This is a genomic window from Streptomyces sp. GQ60 (assembly GCF_059758875.1).
In genome coordinates, this window is record NZ_JCAXEG010000002.1 from 200878 (window position 1) to 220669 (window position 19792).

The following is a 19792-nucleotide window of genomic DNA, read 5'->3' on the forward strand; positions in this document are numbered from 1 at the left end:
CATGACATGCGCCGCATCGCCCGGGCCCCCTGGGAGCTGCTCAAGCGGGCGTTCGGCTGGCTGGTGCTCTTCGAGGCCAGGAACAAGCTCCTGCTGGCCCCTTCCGCCGTGCGGCTGCGCCGTTTCGAGAACGCGGAGACCGGCCGGCTCGGGGCGCTCCTCGGCCGGCCGCCGTCCGCGCTGGTCGCCACCGTGATCGCCACCCACCGGCGCCCCGAGGCGCTGTGCGCGGCGGTGCGCTCGGCGCTGGCGCAGACCGTCGCGGACCAGGTGGTCCTCGTCGTGGACGACGGCGCCGGGCTGCCCGAACTCCCCACGGATCCCAGGCTCTTCGCGGTGTCACTGGCCCGGAACACGGCCACGGCCGGAGTGGTGCGCAACGTGGGGATACGGCTGAGCCGCTCGCGGTACGTGGCCTTCCTGGACGACGACAACCTGTGGGAGCCGGACCATCTGGAACAGGCCCTGACGGTCCTGGAGTCCCCCGGCGGACCGGACGCGGTGTACACGGCGCTGCGCAGGGTGCTCCCCGACGGATCCCAGCGGGACGTGCTCTCGGTGCCCTTCGACCGCCGCCGCTCCGCGCGCGAGGCCTTCCTCGACACGAACGCCTTCGTCGCGCGCCGCACCCCGGCCCTGTACTTCAGCCGGCTGCGGCGGACCCCCGACGTCCTGCCCCGCGAGGACTGGGAGCTCGTACGCCGCTACAGCCGCCGCCACGAGGTCCGCCACCTGCCCCGGCCGACCGTCCGCTACCTGGTCAACCCGGAGAGCTTCTACACCGCTTGGGAGGGCCGGGCGCCCACCTAGTGCCGTGACCGGAAAGGCAGGAGGACTAGCCCGTGGAGCCGACGCGGACGAGCTTCCACTGCTGGTTCACGCCGCCCCAGTCCGCATGCTGGACGATGCCGGTCCCGTCGGCGGAGGAGAAGCCCGGTACCTCGACGGCCTTCCCGCTGTTGCGGTTGATCAACCGGACGAATCCGTCCGGTGAGTCCACCAACCGGAACTGCTGGTTCACGCCACCGTGGTCGCTCCACTGGTGGATGGCGGCGTTGTCGGCCGTCGACCAGCCGGAGACGTCCAGCAGCTTCCCGGAGTGCCTCGCCTTCAGCCGGTAGTAGCCGCCGCCGGAGTCCACGAACTGGAACTGCTGGTTGGGCCCGTCGTAGCGGGCCCACTGCGTGAGCGCGGCGCCGTCCGCGGAGCTCACACCCTCCACGTCCAGTGCCCTGCCGCTGTTGCGGTTGACGATGACGTACCAGGCGCTGGTGTCCACAGGGGCCGCCGGCGCGTGCGCGCGCAACTCGAAGCGTTCCACCAGCACTTCGCCGCCGAGGGCCCGGGTGGCGTGGTTGAAGACGGCGAAGCGGTGGCCCATGAAGAAATGAGGCCTGTCGCTCATGGTGAAGGCCGGGCCGAGCCGGGTGAAGGTGGTGCCGTCGGTGCTGTAGGAGAACGTCGCCTGGCGGCCGGGCCCCGGGCTGATGTCGGCGGTGGCGCGCAGCCAGACGCGGCTGCCGGACGCGGGGAGGTCGGCGCGGGCCTGCTCGGTGCCGGTGCTGCTGGTGTTCCAGTTGGCGTCCATGGCCAGGCCGTCGAACATCACCAGCCTGCTGACGCCGCCCTGCCGCGTGACGCCGATCCAGGCGGAGAAGTCCCGCAGCATCGCCAGGCCGGCCCGGTCGCCGTCCGCCATCCCGGAGCAGTTGAGCACGACGGTCGCGGTGGAGGCGGGGCCCTGGATGCGGCGGGTGAGGGTGTTACGGGCGCTGTAGAGGTCGTCGGTGACGGTGGCGGTCCTGAGGGTGAGCCCGTTGTTGACGGTGAACGCCGCGGTGTCGGGGTTGTGGTTCCACTCCCAGTACGGCGCCAGCGCCCTTCCCTCGAAGGTGTCGGCGCCGGTCATCGGCGGGAGCGGGTGCGGGGTGACCGGGTAGGGGTACGTCTCGCCCCACGTGCCGTTGACGGTCTGGAGCTCGGGCCAGCCCTCGGCGTTCCAGGTGACCGGGGCCAGGGCGGGGACGCGGCCGCCGGGATAGGCGTCGATGAAGCCCATGTAGTACCAGTCGCCGTTCGGGGTGTCGACCAGCGAGCCCTGGTGCGGTATGCCGCCGCCGGGGATCGGGCCGGGCAGGTCCAACAGCACCTCCCGCATCGTGTACGGGCCGAAGGGGCCTGATGTGGACTTCCAGATGTACTGGCCGTTGGGCGGACGGGTGACGAAGATGTAGTAGTTCCCGTTGATCTTGTAGAAGCGGGAGCCCTCCATGTAGTGCAACGAGTCGGGCTTGGTGAGCACGTGCTCGGACCTGACTTCGGTGCGCACGTCCGGGGAGAGCTGCGCGACGCGGATCTCGTTGGCGCCGTACGCCACGTACGGGGTGCCGTCGTCGTCGAAGAGCAGCCCCGCGTCGTAGTAATTGCTGCCGATCTCGGCGTGCCGGGTCCAGGGGCCCGCCGCGTCGGTGGCTTTGTATACGTACGACCGCTGCCCGCCGATCTGGCCCACCCAGTAGAAGGTCCCGTCGCTGGGGCGGTGGCGCATCGAGGACGCATAGATGCCCTGGACGTACGCCCGTCCGCCCTTGAGGTCGTACGCGTCGCCGAAGTCGAGGACCGGCACCGAGTGGCCGATGAACTCCCAGTTGACCAGGTCGTAGGAGCGCAGGACGGGCGCGCCCGGCGAGAAGTGCATGGTCGAGCCGGAGTAGTAGTACGCGTCGCCGACGCGAATGACCTCGAGGTCGGCGAAGTCCTGCCAGATCACCGGGTTGGTGAACTGCTCCTGCTGGGCCGTCGTGGCCGCCGCCGCGCTCGCGCCCATCGCCGGCAGCGTGGCGCCCGCGACCAGGCCGGCGGTGGCCGCCATGACTGTCCGGCGGCTGTGGGGGTGTTGTAGCCAGGACATACGAGATCAGCTTCCTCACGCGTGGGGGACCGAGAGTCGAAGTGTTAGCGCTAACATTCCCGAGGACGAGCCGTGCAGGGGGTGATCTGAGCGCGCCGCACCCTGCACATCTGCGACGTGACCCGAGGGCTGACCCAGGCCGGGCGGCGAGATGAAGCCGTCGCGCCAGGGCCCTGGACAGGGTCGGGCACCGGGTTGTCGGGGCCCGGGCCCGACCCTGTGTTGGTTCAGCGCTTGCCAGTCAGCCGCCAGACCTGGTTCTTCTTGGCGGCCAGGGCACTGGCGGAGTCACAGGTCCACTGGTGGACCAATGCTCCGACGGCGGTGGAGATCCCGCTGACGTCCACGCACTTGCCGCTGTGCACCGCGACGAGCTGGTAGTCGCCGGCGGCGACATGCCGCAGCGTGAACTGCTGGTTCGTGCCGCCGTGGCAGGTCCACTGGTGGACCGCCTCACCGTCGGCGGTGGAGACACCGCGGATGTCGAGGCACTTGCCGCTGTGGTGGTTCACCAGGGAGTAGGTGTCCGCCACCCCTTGCACCGGACGGAAGTCGAAGCGCTGTTCTTCACCGGCACCGCAGGTGTACTGCCGGTACTGAGTGCCGTCGGCGGTGCTCTGGTTGGGGTCGTCCAGGCAGTGCCCGCTGTGCTGGGCGACGGCGGTTGACGAGAAGGCGGACTGGCCGGTGGTGAACTGCCACCAGTCCACATTGAACAGGTACCCGCTGCCACCGTCGAAGCGCAGGTACAGATCGTGGGTCCCGGTCGCACCGGTAACAGGGCACGAGACCGTGCTCCAGGTCTGCCAGCCTCCGGTGCCCGACACCGTGCATGTCCCGACCGTCGGCCCAGTAGCACTGTCCAGGTGCAGCTCAACTCGGCCGCCGCTGGTGTTTGAGGCCACCCTGGCGGTGAACGAGCCCGCACCGGTGCCGAACGCTACGCCCTTGACCTTGATGTAGTCGCCGTTCTCAATCCAGCTGGTGTTCATCCCGCCCTCGCTGGAGGGTTCGGTTTCGATGCCGCTGCCCCACGCGATGGTCTCGGCTTCCTGGCGGACATAAGGATCGAGAGTGCCGGCCTGCGGCGCCCCGGCCGTCGTCATGTTCATCGTGGGAATGGTGCCGTCGGCGTTGTAGCTGAACTTCTCCACCGCGACCGACCGGGTGAAGCCACCACCGCCCGGCAGAGCGCCGTTGTGATAGAAGAAATACGAGTTGCCCTTGAAGTCCACGATGCCCGCGTGGTTGGTGAAGCTGTTGCCCTGGGCGGGCATGACGGTTCCACGGTAGGTCCACGGTCCGGTCGGGCCGGGTGCCGTGGAGTAGGCGATGAACTCCGAGCAGCACTTGGCCGCGTACACCATGTAGTACAGGCCGTTCCGCTTGTAGACCCAGGGTGCTTCTTCGTACAGCGTGGAACGGTCGGGGTGGTCGGTGCGGGATCCGAAGCCCTCCGTGGTGAGCGGAATCTTGGCGGGGCTGCCTGCGTAGGACGTCATGTCCGCGTTCAGCTTGACGTACCAAAGGTTCGGGTTGCCCCAGTACAGGTAGGCCTGGCCGTCGTCGTCGATGAAGACGGTCGGGTCGATCTCACTGTTCTCCACCAGCGGGTGGCCGAGGGCGTCCCGGAACGGGCCGGTGGGGCTGTCCGACACCGCCACGCCGATGGCGAATTGGCCGGTCTCCCGGACCGACACCGGCACGTACCAGTAGAACTTGCCGTTCCGTTCGACGGCCTGGCCCGCCCACGCGTTGGCACCCGCCCAGCTGAAGGTGTTCAGGCTGAGCGGTGAGCCGTGGTCGGTCCAGTTCACCATGTCGGCGGAGGACCACACCCGCCAGTCCTTCATCACGTAGGAGGCCGAGCCGTCCTCGTCGTGCCCGGTGTAGAGGTAGACCCGCCCGTTGTGCACCAGCGGGGCAGGGTCGGCGGTGTAGACGTTCTGCACGATCGGATTGTCGGCCCTGGCCGCGGTGGGATGCACCGCGGCGGGAAGGACGGCGAACGCCAATACGAGGATCATCAGCACCCAGGCTGCCCGGGCGAGGCTCTTTCCGGCGGCGGGTGACCTCACTGCGGTCGGGTGAGCCGTTGGCCTGTGGACGGCGGTACTGGCCATGGTGTGGTCCTTCCTGGTGCTGCGCGTCGGGGACTGAGCAGCTGGTCAGATGCGGAGGAGGGACGTTGCTGCGCTCGGGGTGTGGTCAGTGCGAATCCTGCGATGCGGACGGAGCCGCCGAGAGCCGGCGCTCCGTCAGGCCGTCTTCGCCTACTCGGATGCCGGGCGGGCGGCCGCTGTCCGCAGGGGAGTTGGTGGTGTCGGCCATGTGCTGCCTTTCGGTCGTCCGGGCCGGTGACCGCGCCCCGCATCGCGGCGGGTGGTCATCTGGATTGGTGCGCCGACTGCGCGAACGGACAGTTCGTCCGGGGCGGCGGCAAGGCGTGACCCCTGCGGGGTGGGGATGCCGTGCCTCCGGTGTGTTGTTAGCGCTAACAACTTGGGAGTCGAACATCCGGTGTGTTGCAGGGAGAAAACCACGGCACATGAGAGGCCGTCAAGTACCAGGTCGCAACCTGCCCGTTACTGAGGTGACATCAGCATCTTGTCCTGTCGCAGTTACTGACGGGACGGACGTGAGCTGCCGTACGGCCGGACCTGCTCCCCCTGCAGCGCCGACCCGCCTGATCCACGGTGATCGCGATGGGGTGCGGTCCGCCGGCGCGTAGACGAGCTGTCTCCGGCGTGGGCAACTCCACCTGCTGACCGGTACTCACCGCCCCGAGGAACCCCAGCCGCGCAACGGCTGGGGTTCCTCATCCTGTGCGCAGGCGGTTTCAGGGCCCCGGTTGGGGGGCCTGGACTGCCTGTCGTGGCGGACATCTCTTGCGCTCCCCGCCCGCGAGGCCTGAGGCTCATCAGTGGGCGCCACCCGTACCCCCGGGCGATGGAAACGTCTCGGTCCGCGCCCTCCCGTTCGGCCGGGCCGCGTTCTGGACCACGCTCGGGTCCTTTGCCGCAGGGCTGCTCGGCTTCGGCCTCGCCGAACTCCTCTCAACGGACGCACGCTCACCGATCTCGACCAGCTGAGACCGCCCCGTCAGGGCCCCGGCGTGGCGCGCAGGGCGGTGCGGCTGGCCAGGGCCCGGGCCGCGGCCCGGTTCGCCGGGCGGCCGAGCGCCGCCCGGGAGGTCTCCCGTAGCAGAACCGCCGCGCGGAAGGCCGCGGTGGCCGGCGCCGAGTGGCGGCGGCCGTAGAGGCGTACGCGGTTGAGGGTCAGCAGGGTCCACAGCTGCGGGGAGACCTGCGAGTCCCCGCCGAGGTGCACGGCCGAGGCGGCGGGCTCGAGGCGGGTGGCGAAGCCGTGGTCTCCGGCCCGCAGGCAGTACTCGGTCTCCTCCGAGTACAGGAAGAACGATTCGTCCCAGGCTCCGCAGGCCTCCAGGCACTCCTGCGAGAGCGCCATCAGCGCGCCCGTCGCCCAGTCGGCGACCGTCTTGCGCCCGTACGCCGAGGGGTCGGTGACCAGCTCGCTCCACCTCGGGAAGCGTCCGGCGCGGCGGTTGCCGATCACGGCCTCGCCCAGGGCGCGGGTCACCCGGGACTCCCGGCGCAGCGAGTAGTGGAGCGTCCCGTCCTCCTCGTACAGCAGCGGGACGCTGATCCCCACCCGGCCCCCGCCGGCCACGGGGTCGCCGAGCGCGCCGACGAGGAGCTGCGCGCAGCCCCGCCGCATCCGGATGTCCGGATTGCACACCAGGGCGGCGCGGAAGCCTCCGTCCCATCCGGCGGCTGCCTCCAGGGCGGCGTTCACCCCGGCCGCGTAGCCGGCGTTGCGGCCGGTCTGGACGACCGTGGCCCCGGGGGCCAGCGACCGGATCAGGTCCACGGTGTCGTCGGCGGAGTCGTTGTCGGCGACGACCAGCCGCCAGTCGACGCCGGCCATGCCCTGCGGCAGGGAGGCAAGGAACTCGGGTATCACCCGGGCGCTGTTCCAGGTGACGACGACGACGGCTACGGGGCCGCCTGCATCCGGCCGGTCCGGGCCTTGAGCGGCTGAGGTGTTGGAAGCTGTGCTGTCGGAAGCGGTGCTGTCGGAAGTGATGGGGACTCCACGGTTCGGGGCTCGGGCGCGGCGCGCCGGATGAAGCCGAGGTAACTGCCTCCGGCGGCGATCGTCAGGAAGAACATCCCGGCGAACATCGGGAAGCTGAGGGCGTCGAAGGTGGCCGCGCTGACCAGGGCTACGAGGGCCGAGGCGAAGAACGCCTGGCCGAGCTCCCGGTCGGACTCGTCGGCGGCGAGACGGCGGATCGCGCCGCCCTGGTGGATTCCGGTGAGGAACAGCGCCAGGAGCGCGAGCAGACCCAGCAGGCCCATCTCCGCCAGGGTCAGCATGTACTGGTTGTCGGTGAAGAAGTACAGGTCCGGGGTGAAGGTGCCCAGGCCCCTGCCGAACAGCGGGCGTTCCTCCAGGTAGGGCACGATCGCGCCGTACTTCACCGTGCGGGCCTGGGTGCTGCTGTCGGAGTTCGACACGAAGGACGCGAAGAGCGTGGTGATGGTGCCGATCAGTCCGGGGACGAGCACCTTGAAGACGGCCACCGAGCCGAGCAGCAGGCCGAAGGCGGTCCAGCGGCGCTGCGGCTTCCACCTCGGCACCATCACCAGCACGACGATGAGGGCCCCGATGATGGAGGTCCGTGACACCGTCAGCGGCAGGGCGCCGCCCATCAGCGCCACCGGCGCCCAGCGGCGCCAGCGGCTGACGTGGGCCCGGACCGGATCGAAGGCCTGCTGGATCGCGAAGGGCAGCAGCAGGGCGAGCATGCCGCCGAACTCCAGCGGCTGCGCCGTGGTGGAGCGCGGCCTCGTGAACGCCCCGCGGTCCAGGGCGGTGATCTGGGCGACGCTCGACTGCAGCCCCGGGATGCTGATCTTCTCGGCGATGTTCGTCGCGGTGAAGAAGTCGTAGTAGCCGATGGCGGCGACCACGGCCCCCATCACGACGGCCCGCCGCAGCAGCACGTCCAGGCGTGTCCGGTCCTGGATCCCGGCGGAGATCAGCACCACCAGCGAGACCCAGACCAGGAGTCCGATCAGCCCCCGGTCGGCGCCCAGCACCTCCTTGTGGGAGCTTCCCCGGGAGGCGTTCGCCAGGTACGAGGCCAGGACCGAGACGGCCAGCAGCCACATCGCGACCCGGGGCAGCCGGGTGCCCGGTGCCGGTCTGATCCGGCCGGTCAGCCAGGTCGCCAGGTACCAGAACAGGGCCAGGAGCGCGAAGACGTTGGCCGGGGTGCCCACGCCGCCCAGGCCGGGCAGGGTCAGGTTCGAGGGGATGAAGAAGGCCAGCCCCAGATAGCCGGTCAGGAGCGCGGTGGCGTCCAGCTCGCGGTGGCGTGTCCGCCTGCGCGTGCGCTTCGGGGCCGTGCCGGCCGCGGCCTCGGCGGCCTCGCGCCGGCGCCGGCGGCCGGCCAGCATGCTCTCCAGGACGAAGGAGGCGGTGAATCCGGCGACCAGACCGGCGATGATCACGGCCAGTACCTGCTGGTACCGGGTCTTGAGCTGTGGTTTCGGGGTCTGCGGCAGTACCACGGGGGCCGTCTGGACGAAGTACGCGGGCTGCACCTTGGCCGCCGCCTGGAGCGCGTTGAGCTGCTCCCCGGCGAAGTCGGTGAGCGTGCTGGTCTCCTTGAGCACGTTCTCCCGGTTGGTGCCCGTGACGGTCAGCGTGAGCATCGGGCCGGAGGCGTTCGCGGCGAAGCCGACCGTGTAGGGGTCGGTCACCCCGAGGCCGTGCAGGTCCCGCGCCGCGTCGGCGCCCGACAGGGTCCTGATGAGGACGTCGGCGGTCACCACGAGCGAACCGCCCGCGTTCGCGATGGGGTTGCCGAAGGCGGGGGCCAGTTCGGCGACGGCCGTGGAGTCGAGCAGGGCCACCGAGCTCTGGGACTGGTACGACACCGGGACCGACTGGTACAGCTGCGCGCCCGCGAGGACTCCGCACAGCGTCAGGGGCGCCATGACGTACCAGCGGCGCCGCAGTACCGCTCCTATCTCACCGATGTTCACGCACGCTCCCCTCGCAACTGCCGTGGAACCGTTGGCGTGTTGCCCGGCGTCCTGGGAAGATCGAACACGACGGAAGGAATCCTGTGTCGCCTGGTGAGCTGTTCCGCACGCTGCGCCGCCGCTGGTACGTGCTGGTCCTGGCGGCAGTGCTCGCGGCCGCCGGGGCGCTCCAGGTACTCCGTCCGACCACGACCTACGTGAGCACCGCGATCGTCGTGCTCAAGCCGCCGGTGACCAGCAACCAGCCGAACCAGCTCGCCAACCTGCAGCCGCCGCTGGCCGCCGTCTCCCTCGCCGCCGTACAGCAGTTGGACTCCTCCGACGGGGAGGCCGAACTGCGCGCCGCCGGGGTGGCGGGCACCTACCGGCTGATCCCGCGCAACAGCGGTACGAGCGTCACCCCTCGCTATCTGATCCCCTCCCTCCAGATCCAGGCGGAGCACACGGACCCGGCCACGGCCGACCGTTCGGTGCGAGCAGTCGTCGAGGTCTACGGAAAGCACCTCGCGGACATGCAGGCCGAGCAGCGGATCCCGGCGGCGGGACGGATGAGCGTCACCGTTCTCGTGCCGCCCTCCGCGGTGGCGCTGACCGGAACGAAGAGCCGCGGACTGGCCGGAACGGCGGTCCTGGCCCTGGTCGGCGGGGTGGCCTGCGCCCTGTGGACCGATCGCTTCCTGGCGGGCCGCGCCCGGCGCCGGCGCGAACGCGCCGACTCCGGAAGCGGCGGCTCCGGAAGCGGCGGCTCCGGAAGCGGCGGGCCGCAGCGGGGCGAGCGCCCCGAGCCCGCGGCCGCGGCGGCCCGCTGAGACAGCGGGCCGCCCGGCCGCCAACGCCCCCGGTACCGGGCGGTGGTGCGCGGTCATCAGATCCCTCGGCGCTTCCAGGACTGCCACCAGAGCCATTCGCGTCCCCGGTCCGCGACGGCCGAGAGCACCAGCGGCTGGAGGTACGGCATCGCGCGGGCCCCGATCCGCCGCCGCCGGCGCAGCGCCCCGTACTCGGGGAGCGAGGTGTACCGCGGCAGGCACTCGGCGGCGAAGGCCTCCAGCTCCTCGACCGGGACCACCCCGGTGCGCCCGCGGTCGTAGGCCCGGTAGGCACGCCGCAAGGCGTACCGGGCGAGCCGGGTGCGGGCCGCGGTGGACAGCCGGCCCGCCTCCGGGAGCAGGCCGCCGCACTTCTCCAGCACCGAGTCGAAGGCGACGAGGCGCTGGCGCAGGTCGTCGAGCTGCCCGCCGAAGTCCGTGGTGGACATGTTGTTGCCGTGGACCCGGTAGAAGGCCTGGTCGGCGCCCCGGACATAGCCCACGTCGGCGTGGGCCGCGAGCCGCATCCACATTTCGATGTCCCCGGCGTGCGGAAGATCCGGGTCGTAGCCCCCGACCTGGCGCTGGAGGCTGGTGCGCACGACCACCTCGGGTGAGGTGATGCACCCGGTGCCCTCCCGGAAGCGCCGCTCCAGCCACCACCGTCCCGGATACACCACCGAGCCGGTGCTCCGGGTACGGGCCTCGGGCAGCGGCCCGCCGTGCTGGAACCGCAGCGGCCTGCCGTAGGCGAATCCGGCTTCGGGGTGGGCGTCGAGCAGGGCCGCGGCGCGCACCAGGGCGCCGGGGACCAGCCGGTCGTCGGCGGAGAGCAGGGCGACGTAGTCCCCGTCCGCCCACTCCAGCAGGCCCTCGTTGTAGGTGGCGATGTGCCCCTGGTTCTTCTCGTGGACCCGGACCTCGATCCGGGGGTCGGCCGCCGCGAGGGCGCGGGCGACCTCCGCGGAGTCGTCGGGGGACGCGTCGTCGATGATCAGTACCCGTACGTCCACGCCCTCCTGCTCGTCCAGCACGCTCTCGACGCAGTCGGCCAGGAAATGGCCGTACTTGTAGCAGGGGATCACCACGCTGACGGTGCTCACTGGCCGGACACCTCCGTGGACCCCTGGTTGGGCGCGACGGGGGCCGTGGTCGTGAAGACCGGGCCGACCCAGTAGTTCACCGAGCCGAAGGTGTTGCTCGGGAAGGCCGTGGCCGCCCCGTACTTGTAGAGCCCGTTGCCGGTGACGGGACCGCCGGTGCCGTCGGCCGGGGCCACCAGCGGATAGGAGCGGTGCGCGGCGCTGAAGTAGCCGCCGTCCACGGAGTACTTGCCGTTGGGCGCGTGGTACGAGGCCACGTACTCGGTGTTCGCGGTGATGGCCACCGGGGTGGTGAAGTGCAGTTGCTGCCAGCCGGACAGGGTCTCGCTGCCGAAGGTTCCGGTGGCCAGGAGCGCGCCGGTGGCGGTCCAGAGGCTGCCGGTGTGCGTGCCGGTGTTCCCGGGCCCCTTGTAGAAGGTGACGCCGGTGACGTAGCCGGCGACCGTGGACTGGAAACGGGTGCCCAGTTCCACGGAGTTGGTGTCGTCGCCGACGTTGGCGGTGGTCGGGGTGGCGTTCGGACCCCACAGGGTGCAGGGGCAGGTCACCGTCGGCGGGGTCGCGCTGGTGGTGAAGGTCCAGGTGACCGGCGCGGCCATGGCGTTGCCCCACAGGTCGGCAGTCTGCACCGATGCCGTGTAGGTGGTGTTCAGCGCCAGTTCGGAGGACGGGGTGAAGGTGGCGCTGTTGGACACGTCGAGGATCTTGCTGCCCGGGACGGTGGCGCCGCCGGGGCCCTTGAGGGTGAACACCAGGGTGTCCATGTCCACGGCCGTGCTGAAGGTGGCCTTCACCGTCGTGGTGATCGCCGTGCCGGTCGCCGCCGACTGCGGGGTGGTCGTGGTGACGGTCGGGGGCGTGGTGCTCGCGGTGGCGGTGTCCAGGACCGCGTCGACCCAGTAGTTGCTGCCGGACGAGGCGGTGGACGGGAACCCGCCGGTGCCGCTGTAGCGGTAGACGCCGTTGCCCCCGTCGGTCCCGCTCTTCAGCGCGGTGAGCGGGGCCAGCCCCGCGGCCGACGACGCGAAGGTGGTGTCGAAGGAGTATCCGCCGTTGGGGGCGAAGTAGGAGGCGATGTACGTGGTGTTGGCCTTGACGGGGATCGGCGAGGAGAAGTTGAGCTGCTGCCAGCCCGACGCCGTCTCGTTGGTGAAGGTGCCCGTGGCCAGGCGCTGGCCGGAGCTGCTCCACAGGCTGCCCGTGTGGGTGCCGGTGTTGGCCGGGGACTTGTAGAAGCGGACGCCCGTGATCGAACCGGGCACCGAGGAGCGGATCTTCACGCCGAGTTCCACGGAGCTGCCGTCACCGGCGTTGACGGTGCCGGGTACGGCCGCGGCGGGCCAGACGGTGCAGGGGCACTGCTGGGGTCCCACGGTCAGGGGCACGGTGGTGGTGGCGCCGATGTTGACGCTGTCGTCCACCGCGCGGACCTTGATCTGCGCGGAGCCGGGGGTGTTCGGAGTCCACGTGTAGCTCCAGGACCCGACGCCGGTGGCGGCCTTCCAGGTGGTTCCGCCGTCGGTGGAGACCTCCACGCGGGCCACGACCCCGCCGCCGCCGTCGGTGGCGGTGCCCGTGACGGTCACCGGCCGCAGGGCGGGCACCGTGGCGTTCGCCGCGGGGCTGGTCACGGTGATGACCGGGCCGGTGGTGTCCGTGGAGGCGGTGGCCACCAGCAGGTTGCTCTGCAGGGACTTGGGCTGGACCCCCATGTCGGCGAAGATGTTCACCGTCGCCTGCTGCATCCGCTTGTCCTCGGTGACCACTGCGTCGTCCGGGTTTCCGGTCGGCATGTTGGTCAGGCCCCAGGACCACTGCACGGTGCCTGAGCCGAAGACCAGGGCGTTCGAGATCTGGTCCCGGAAGGCGACCAGGCTGTGCGTCGCGGTCCCGTTGCCGTACGTGTTCCCGTAGTCCAGGCGGTACTTGCCGTCGTTGATGTCCACCGTCGTGGACGACATCGCGATCTGCCCGGGCGGGCGCGCCGCGTCCTCCACGTCGCTGTCCCACTCGTAGCCGAGCGTACCGACGGGGAAGGTGGCGGTCTGGGACGGTGTCAGGTTCGCGACGGTGGTACCGCGCCAGAGCCGCATCTTGGCGTACGCGCCGGGGACGGTGATGGCGTCGCTGCGGTAGCCGTTCACGCTGAACAGCGAGCCGGTGAGCTGGTTCTGCGGCTGGTAGGGACGGCCGTTCGTGGCGCTGGCCGGGTCCATGAAGGTGCCCGTCCAGATCCCGCTCGGGTCGGGGATGCCGTTGGGCTGCGGGAAGGAGAGCTTGGTCTCCTTGTAGCAGACGAGGGTCCGGTTGGCCGTGTTGGCACCGTCGATGCTGGGGGCCAGGCGGGTCTTCCAGAAGACCTCGTTGCCGGCGAAGTAGGTCTGGTTGACGCCCGCGTGACGGGCGTTCAGGGCGTTGGTGAACTGGTCCTGGGTCCAGTACTCGTCGTGGCCCGAGGACATGAACACCTTGTGGTTCTGCAGCTGGGTCGCGCCCTTGGTCGACATGTCGATGCCCGAGATGTAGCTGACGTCGTACCCGTTGCGCTCCAGCCAGGCGACCATCTGGTACTCGGATCCGTAGATCCCGTTCTCCCCGCCGATGTCCATCGGCCGGTTGTAACTGACCTCGTAGGCACGGCCGTCGGGCGCGGGCCCGGCGCCGTCGTACAGGTCCTGGCCGCCGTAGTTGTTGTACGCCTGCCAGGTCTGGTCGCTGGTCTGCACGACGATGTCGGAGTGGCTGGAGTCGTTGCGGACCACGAACGGGTAGGGCATGACGCCGTTGCCGTCCGCCTGGTCGAAGTTGGCTATGTAGAGGCCGGAGACGGCGTCGGAGGGCACCGTCCAGGTCGAGGTGACCGGCCAGTTGCCGCAGTCGACCAGGCCGGTGGAGGCCTTGGTGGTGCAGCTCTGCGGGTTGCCCCCCTGCGGGAAGTTCGCCGGGTGCGTCTGGGCCGCCTGGGCCGCGGTCGACATCAGGCGGGCCCCGTCACCCCCGTAGTGGCCGAGCCGGTAGACCGACACCTTGTACGCCGTCGGCGACTGGACCTTGAACTGCAGGGTCTCGCCCGCCTGCACGCTCTCCTTGGCCGGGAATCCCTTGATGTCGCCGTAGGCGCTGGGCGCGAACCAGTCGGACATCGGGGTGCCCGCCTTGGAGTTCTCGCACACGATCGCGTTGGAGCCGGGACCGCACGGGTCCGCCGCGACCGCCACCGATGGCGGCAGCGCCGCCGCCATCAGGGCCGCCACCACGGTGAAGAGCCCGTACCGCAGCAGCCTTGTCCGTCTGTTCATCCGTACCTCTTTTGGGGTGGGCTGTGTGAGTCGACGCCGGGCGTCAGCGCAGAGCCGCTGAGAGCGCGTCCACGACCCGCTGCTGTTGGGCGGCGGTGATCTGCGGGAAGAGCGGGAGGGACAGCATCCGGTCGGCGGCCAGCTCTGCGTGCGGGAAGGCCCCGCGGCCGTGGCCGAGGTGGGCGAAGGCCGGGGTGAGGTGGACCGGGGCCGGATAGTGCACGCCTGCGCCGATGCCCTCCGCGTTGAGCTTGCCGACGACCGCGTCGCGGTCCGCGCCGCTGACCCTGACGACGTAGAGGTGCCATACGTGGACGTTCCCCGGCACCGTGACCGGCAGGGTGAGGCGTCCGGTGGCCGCCAGGTCTGCCAAGAGCCCGTCGTAGCGGGCGGCGGCGGCCCGGCGGGCCTCGTTCCCCTCGGCGAGCCGGGCCAGCTTGGCCCGCAGCACCACGGCCTGCAGACCGTCGAGCCTGCTGTTGAAACCGGCCACCTCGTGCCGGTACTTGGCTGCGCCGCCGTGATTGGCCAGCGCCCGGACCAGGTCGGCGGCCTCCTCGTCGTCGGTCACCACCGCGCCGGCGTCCCCGTAGGCGCCCAGGTTCTTGCCCGGGTAGAAGCTGGTCGCGGCGATCCCGCCGCTCCCGGGGGTGCGGCCCTCGCGGGAGGCTCCCTGGCTCTGTGCGGCGTCCTCGACCAGCCTGGCGTACGAGGGCAGGCCCGCGGCCAGAGCGGCGGTGTCGGCGCACTGGCCGTACAGGTGGACCGGGACCACCGCGCGGGTGGCCGGGGTGACCGCGTCGAGCGCGGCCTGCGGGTCCAGCAGCAGGCTGTCGGGGAGGCAGTCGGCCAGCACCGGGCGGGCCCCGATCCGGGCGACGGCGCCGGCGGTGGCGATGAACGTGTTCGCGGGCAGCACGACCTCGTCGCCGACGCCCACCCCGCTCGCCCGCAGGGCGAGCTCCAGCGCGTCGGTGCCGTTGGCCACGCCGACGCAGTGCCGGACCCCGGCGAAGGCCGCGTACTCGCGCTCGAAGGCCCGGACCTCCTCGCCGCCGATGAAGGCGGTGTCGGCCAGCACGCGGTCGAACCCGGCGCGTAATTCCTCCGCGACCTCGGCGTGCGCGGCCTTCAGGTCCACGAGTGGTATCTGGTTCATCCGGCGGTGCTCCCCATCCGTGTCTCCGGCCGAAGGCCGGTCTCCGACTCGTCGGCCCGCAGCTCTTCGAGCGCCGGGCCCCCCGCCTCGCGCAGCCGGCGGGCGGGGCTTCCGGCCCACACCTCGCCGGCCGGCACGTCGGCCAGGACCGTGCTTCCCATCCCGGTCAGCGACCAGGCGCCGACCTTCGTGTACTCCCTCACCAGCGCGCCGGCGCCCACGTACGCCCCGCGCCCCAGCCGGACCCCGCCGCCGAGGCGGACCCCGGAGGCGAGGGTGGCGAAGTCCCCGACCTCGTCGTCGTGGGTGAGCACCACGTGGGGCATGACCGCCACGTGTGCCCCCACGCGTACCGCAGCGGTCAGCACGCTGTGCGCGAGCAGGACCGTGCCGGGGCCGAGGACCGAGGACCCGGAGAGCGCCGCCGTGGGGTGCACCACGGTGGCGTACCGGCTCTCGGGCAGCGCCAGGCGCCGCACCAGGCGGGCCCGTACCGCGTAGTCGCGGGGGCTGCCGACGCAGACCACCACGCGGGCGGCCGGGTGTTCGTGCACCAGGGCGGTGCCGCCCAGGACGGGGACGCCGTCGACGTCCAGGCCGTGCAGGGCCGGATCGTCGTCCAGGTGCCCGGCGAGGAGCCGGCGCGGGACCCTGCCCGCCGCCAGGTCGGCGGCGGCCGCGTCCCGTACGGCCTGGGCGGTCTCCCGGGCGAACCCGCCCGCGCCGACGATCAGCAGGCTCTCGGTCGCCGCGTTCGCGTGGGCGGGACCGTGCGGCCCGCTCATCCGACGTCGGCCTGTTCGCGCAGCACCGCCACCACCCGGTCCTGCTGCTCCTCGGTCATGGTGTGGAACAGCGGCAGGATCAGCGAGTCGCGGGTGATCCGCTCGGTCACCGGCAGCGCCGCCGCGCCGTGCCCGGCGTACGCCGGCTCCAGGTGGGACGCCATGATCCCGCGCCGCGCCGAGATCCCGGCCTCGGCCAGCACCGCGAGCAGCGCGTCGCGGCCCACGGGGAAGCCCTCGGCCAGGAGCACCCAGTACGACTGGAAGTTGCCCTCGCCGTGACCGGGGTCCCGGACCGGGGTCAGGCCCCGGACACCGGCGAGGAGCCGCGCGTACCGGGCGGCGAGGAAGCGCCTGCGGGCCACGATCTCGTCCAGTTTGCCCAGTTGCACCAGGCCGACCGCGGCCTGGATGTCGGTCATCCGGTAGTTGTAGCCGACTTCCAGGTAGCTCTCGGCGATCGGCTTGCCGCTCGCGTGCCGCTGCGCCGCGGACACGTTCATGCCGTGCTCGCGCAGCCGGCGCAGCCGCTCCGCCCAGGCGGCGTCGTCCGTGGTCACCATGCCGCCTTCGCCGGTGGTGATCACCTTGCGGGGGTGGAAGGACCAGGCCGCCAGCAGTGCCCCCTGGCCGACCGGTTTGCCGCCGACGGTGGCGCCGATGCCGCAGGCGGCGTCCTCCACCAGCGCGAGGCCCCGGTCGGCGCAGAAGGCGCGCAGGGCGTGCACGTCGGCCGGGACCCCGCCCTGGTGGACGGCGATCACCGCCTTGGTGCGCGGGGTGAGGACGGCGGACACGGTGGCCGGCGTCAGGTTCCCGGTGGCCTCCTCGACGTCCGCGAACACCGGGTGCGCGCCCACGTAGCGCACCGCGTTGGCCGTGGCGATGAAGGACAGCGAGGGGACGACGACCTCGTCGCCCGGTCCGAGGTCCAGCGCGATCAGCGAGAGGTGCAGGGCGGTGGTGCACGAGCTGACGGCGATGCCGTGTTCCGCGCCCACCCGCTCGGCGAAGGCCCGTTCGAACTCCGCGACGCGGGGGCCCTGGGCCACCCAGCCGGACAGGACCGCGTCGGCCGCGGCCTTCGCCTCCTCCTCACCGAGCCACGGGATCATGACGGGGATGCGGGCGGGAGCGACGGCGGGAACGTCCGGGGCGCTCATCGGCCCGCCTCCCCTGCTGCTGCGGTCTCCGCGGCCTCCGCGCGCTCGGCCCGCCACCAGTCCACCAGGTCCCGCAGCCCGCTGCGCAGGTCGATCTCGGCCGTGAAGCCGAGGCGGGCGGCGGCCCGCGAGGTGTCCGCGAGCCGGCGGGTCACCCCGTTCACGGCGCGGGCCGGTCCGTGCTCCGGTGCCAGGCCCTCGGCTCCCATGGCCTCCAGAAGGCCGTTCGCCAGGTCGAGCAGACTGGTCTCGGAGCCGCTCGCGACGTTGAACACCTCGTCGGTCAGGTCCGATTCGGCGGCCAGCAGGTTGGCCCTGGCGATGTCCCGGACGTCGACGAAGTCCATGGTCTGGGTGCCGTCGCCGAGGATCAGCGGCGGTTCGCCCGAGGCGATCCGCTCCATCCACCGGATCAGCACCTCCGTGTACAGCCCGTGGATGTCCATCCGGGGGCCGTACACGTTGAAGTAGCGCAGCGCGACGTAGTCCAGCCCGTACATGGCGTGGAAGCTGCGCAGCACGCCCTCGTTGAAGGCCTTGGCGGCACCGTAGAAGGTGTCGTTGTTGTACGCGTGGTGGCGCTCGGTGGTCGGGAAGGACTCCGCCATGCCGTAGACCGAGGCCGAGGACGAGGCGATGACCTTGCCCACGCCGGCCGCCGCGGCGGCCTCCAGCACGTTGAACGTCCCGTCGACCATCACCTCGTTGGCGAGCCGCGGCTCCTCGGCGCACTGGGTGATCCGGATCGCCGCCAGGTGGAAGACCAGGTCGGCCCCCTCGGTCGCCTTGCGCACGGCGGACATGTCCCTGATATCGCCCTCCACCAGGTCCACCACGCCGCTCGGCAGGGCGCGTGCCAGGTTGGCGGTGCGTCCCCGTACGAAGTTGTCGAGCACGACGATCTCGCGTGCCCCGTTGTCCACCAGCAGGTCCACCAGGTGCGAGCCGATCGTGCCCGCTCCGCCGGTGACCAGAATCCTCTTGCCTCGTACGCTGCTCAACGCCCTGCCCCTACTGAGTCGGTCATCGTGTTACCTGCTGTGCCCGGCGCGGCGCACGCGGCCCGGGCGGCGTCCTCAACGCTCAACGGCCGGTGCGCAGTCCGACGACGGCACCCTTGAACTCCAGGCTCCGGGAGGCCGCTTCGAGGATGTCGAGGACCTGGAGTCCCGCCCGGCCGTCGGTCAGCGGCGGCCGTCCCGTCCTGATCGACGCGGCGAACTCCTCGACCATGCTGCGCAGGGCCTCCTTCTCGCCGAGCGCGGGGGCTACCATGTCGCCGGTCCGGTAGGAGACGAGCATGTCGCGGCGCTCGTCCGCGCCGATCTCCTGCGGGGCCGTGAGGTCGACACCGCGGTCGAACACCGCGACGCGCTGCGTGGGGTTGAGGTCGTCCCAGACCAGGGTGCGCTTGGAGCCGCCGACCATCGTGGTGCGGACCTTCACCGGGGAGAGCCAGTTGACGTGCACGTGCGCGATGGCGCCGGTGTTGAGCTGGAGCGTCAGATAGGCCACGCAGGACTGCCCGGTCCCGATCGGGTCGGCACCGTGCGCGGCCACGGCCACCGGGTGGACGTTGTCCGGGAGGATGAAGTCGAGGACCGAGAGGTCGTGGGGGGCCAGGTCCCAGAGGACGTCGATGTCCTTCTGGACCAGTCCGAGGTTGATCCGCACCGAGTCCACGAACTGGATGTCGCCGAGTTCGCCGGAGCGGACCATGTCCCGGATGCGGGCCACCGCCGGGGTGTAGCAGTAGGTGTGGTCGCACATCAGGGTGAGGCCGCGTTCCTCGGCCTCGTTCACCAGCCGCAGTCCGTCCTCGTAGGTGGCGGCGAGCGGCTTCTCCACGAGGACGTGCTTGCCGGCGCGCAGGGCGGCCAGTGCGACGTCGAGGTGGGTGCCGGCCGGCGTGGCCACGGCGACGGCCTCGACGGCCGGGTCGGCCAGGACCGCCGCGTAGTCCGCGGTCGCCTGGACGGTCGAGTACCCGCCGAGCACCTGCCGGGCCCGGTCCACGTTCAGATCGCAGAGCCAGCGGAGCCGGAACTCCGCACTGGACTGGAAGTTGCGGACGAGGTTGGGGCCCCAGTAGCCCGCCCCGACGACGGCGACCCCTAACGGCTCGGTCCGTCCCGCACCCGCACCTGCGTCTGCGGCGTCCCGCCCGACGTCCTTCGCGGTGTCCTTCACAGCGTTCCCTTTCCTTCCGCGCACGCCCGCGGGCGTGTCGACGACCCATGGCCGGTACGCGTGCGAAGGAAGGGGGTGCCGTCGAGGGCATGCCGGGCGCCTGCGCGACCCGTGCGTGACCCGCCCGACGGTGATGGCCCCCACGACCGATGCCGTACGTGTTCCACGTACTTCCGCCCCCCGGCCGTCCGGCACCCCTCGCGCCGGCCGGCCACGGACAGGCGGCCTGTTCCCCCAAGCCGCCGAACCCGAAACCCGCCCCAACTACCCTGCGCCGACTGGACTGCAGCGTGGCT

At 71.3% G+C, this 19792-nt stretch carries 13 protein-coding genes and 1 pseudogene; 2 read left to right on the plus strand and 12 right to left on the minus strand.

The genetic code is table 11. The features are described from left to right. Window positions 1-6 precede the first annotated feature (6 nt). Window positions 7-810, plus strand: a complete 804-nt coding sequence (locus tag AC6CKD_RS05980; RefSeq protein ID WP_498325662.1) for a glycosyltransferase family 2 protein — start codon at window positions 7-9, stop codon at window positions 808-810. Window positions 811-835: 25 nt separating this feature from the next. Here AC6CKD_RS05980 and AC6CKD_RS05985 read toward each other — a convergent pair whose 3' ends face one another. The 5 genes and pseudogenes from AC6CKD_RS05985 to AC6CKD_RS06005 form a co-directional block, all read right to left on the minus strand. Continuing rightward, a complete protein-coding gene (locus AC6CKD_RS05985; RefSeq protein ID WP_498326261.1) occupies window positions 836-1327 on the minus strand; it encodes an RICIN domain-containing protein in 492 nt (163 codons plus the stop codon). Beyond that, window positions 1304-2911, minus strand: a pseudogene (locus AC6CKD_RS05990) (glycoside hydrolase family 43 protein); the annotation flags it as partial. The gene AC6CKD_RS05985 and the pseudogene AC6CKD_RS05990, both read right to left, overlap by 24 nt. Before the next feature lie 227 nt (window positions 2912-3138). Further along, window positions 3139-4938, minus strand: a complete 1800-nt coding sequence (locus AC6CKD_RS05995) for a family 43 glycosylhydrolase (protein ID WP_498325664.1) — start codon at window positions 4936-4938, stop codon at window positions 3139-3141. Between the two features lie 1075 nt (window positions 4939-6013). Further along, window positions 6014-7018: a glycosyltransferase gene (locus tag AC6CKD_RS06000; RefSeq protein WP_498326262.1), complete on the minus strand. Its 1005-nt coding sequence runs from the start codon at window positions 7016-7018 to the stop codon at window positions 6014-6016. Then, window positions 6928-8988, minus strand: a complete 2061-nt coding sequence (locus tag AC6CKD_RS06005; protein WP_498325665.1) for an O-antigen ligase family protein — start codon at window positions 8986-8988, stop codon at window positions 6928-6930. The genes AC6CKD_RS06000 and AC6CKD_RS06005 overlap by 91 nt, the downstream gene beginning before the upstream one ends. Before the next feature lie 83 nt (window positions 8989-9071). Between AC6CKD_RS06005 and AC6CKD_RS06010 the strand changes: the two genes are divergently transcribed. Next, window positions 9072-9797 carry a hypothetical protein gene (locus AC6CKD_RS06010; protein ID WP_498325666.1) on the plus strand — a complete coding sequence of 242 codons (726 nt, stop codon included), beginning with the start codon at window positions 9072-9074 and terminating at the stop codon, window positions 9795-9797. A gap of 56 nt (window positions 9798-9853) precedes the next feature. On the opposite strand, the gene AC6CKD_RS06015 is transcribed toward AC6CKD_RS06010, so the two are convergent. The 7 genes from AC6CKD_RS06015 to AC6CKD_RS06045 all read right to left on the minus strand — a co-directional run bounded on the left by AC6CKD_RS06015 (window position 9854) and on the right by AC6CKD_RS06045 (window position 19496). Beyond that, window positions 9854-10900 (minus strand): glycosyltransferase family 2 protein, encoded by a 1047-nt coding sequence (locus tag AC6CKD_RS06015; protein WP_498325667.1) that lies wholly within the window; start codon window positions 10898-10900, stop codon window positions 9854-9856. Further along, window positions 10897-14199, minus strand: a complete 3303-nt coding sequence (locus AC6CKD_RS06020) for a DUF4082 domain-containing protein (RefSeq protein ID WP_498325669.1) — start codon at window positions 14197-14199, stop codon at window positions 10897-10899. Before AC6CKD_RS06020 ends, AC6CKD_RS06015 begins: the two co-directional genes overlap by 4 nt. 43 nt (window positions 14200-14242) lie before the next feature. Continuing rightward, window positions 14243-15358, minus strand: coding sequence for a DegT/DnrJ/EryC1/StrS family aminotransferase (locus tag AC6CKD_RS06025; protein WP_498325670.1), 1116 nt, complete (start codon window positions 15356-15358; stop codon window positions 14243-14245). Next, the gene (locus tag AC6CKD_RS06030; RefSeq protein ID WP_498325672.1) at window positions 15355-16143 is read right to left on the minus strand and encodes a NeuD/PglB/VioB family sugar acetyltransferase; all 789 of its coding nucleotides are present in this window, start codon (window positions 16141-16143) and stop codon (window positions 15355-15357) included. The genes AC6CKD_RS06025 and AC6CKD_RS06030 overlap by 4 nt, the downstream gene beginning before the upstream one ends. Next, window positions 16140-17306, minus strand: coding sequence for a DegT/DnrJ/EryC1/StrS family aminotransferase (locus AC6CKD_RS06035; protein WP_498325673.1), 1167 nt, complete (start codon window positions 17304-17306; stop codon window positions 16140-16142). Before AC6CKD_RS06035 ends, AC6CKD_RS06030 begins: the two co-directional genes overlap by 4 nt. Further along, the gene (locus AC6CKD_RS06040) at window positions 17303-18307 is read right to left on the minus strand and encodes an NAD-dependent epimerase/dehydratase family protein (protein ID WP_498325674.1); all 1005 of its coding nucleotides are present in this window, start codon (window positions 18305-18307) and stop codon (window positions 17303-17305) included. The genes AC6CKD_RS06035 and AC6CKD_RS06040 overlap by 4 nt, the downstream gene beginning before the upstream one ends. Before the next feature lie 82 nt (window positions 18308-18389). Next, entirely contained in the window at window positions 18390-19496 is a 1107-nt protein-coding gene (locus tag AC6CKD_RS06045; protein ID WP_498325675.1) for a Gfo/Idh/MocA family protein, read from the minus strand. Window positions 19497-19792: the final 296 nt, after the last annotated feature.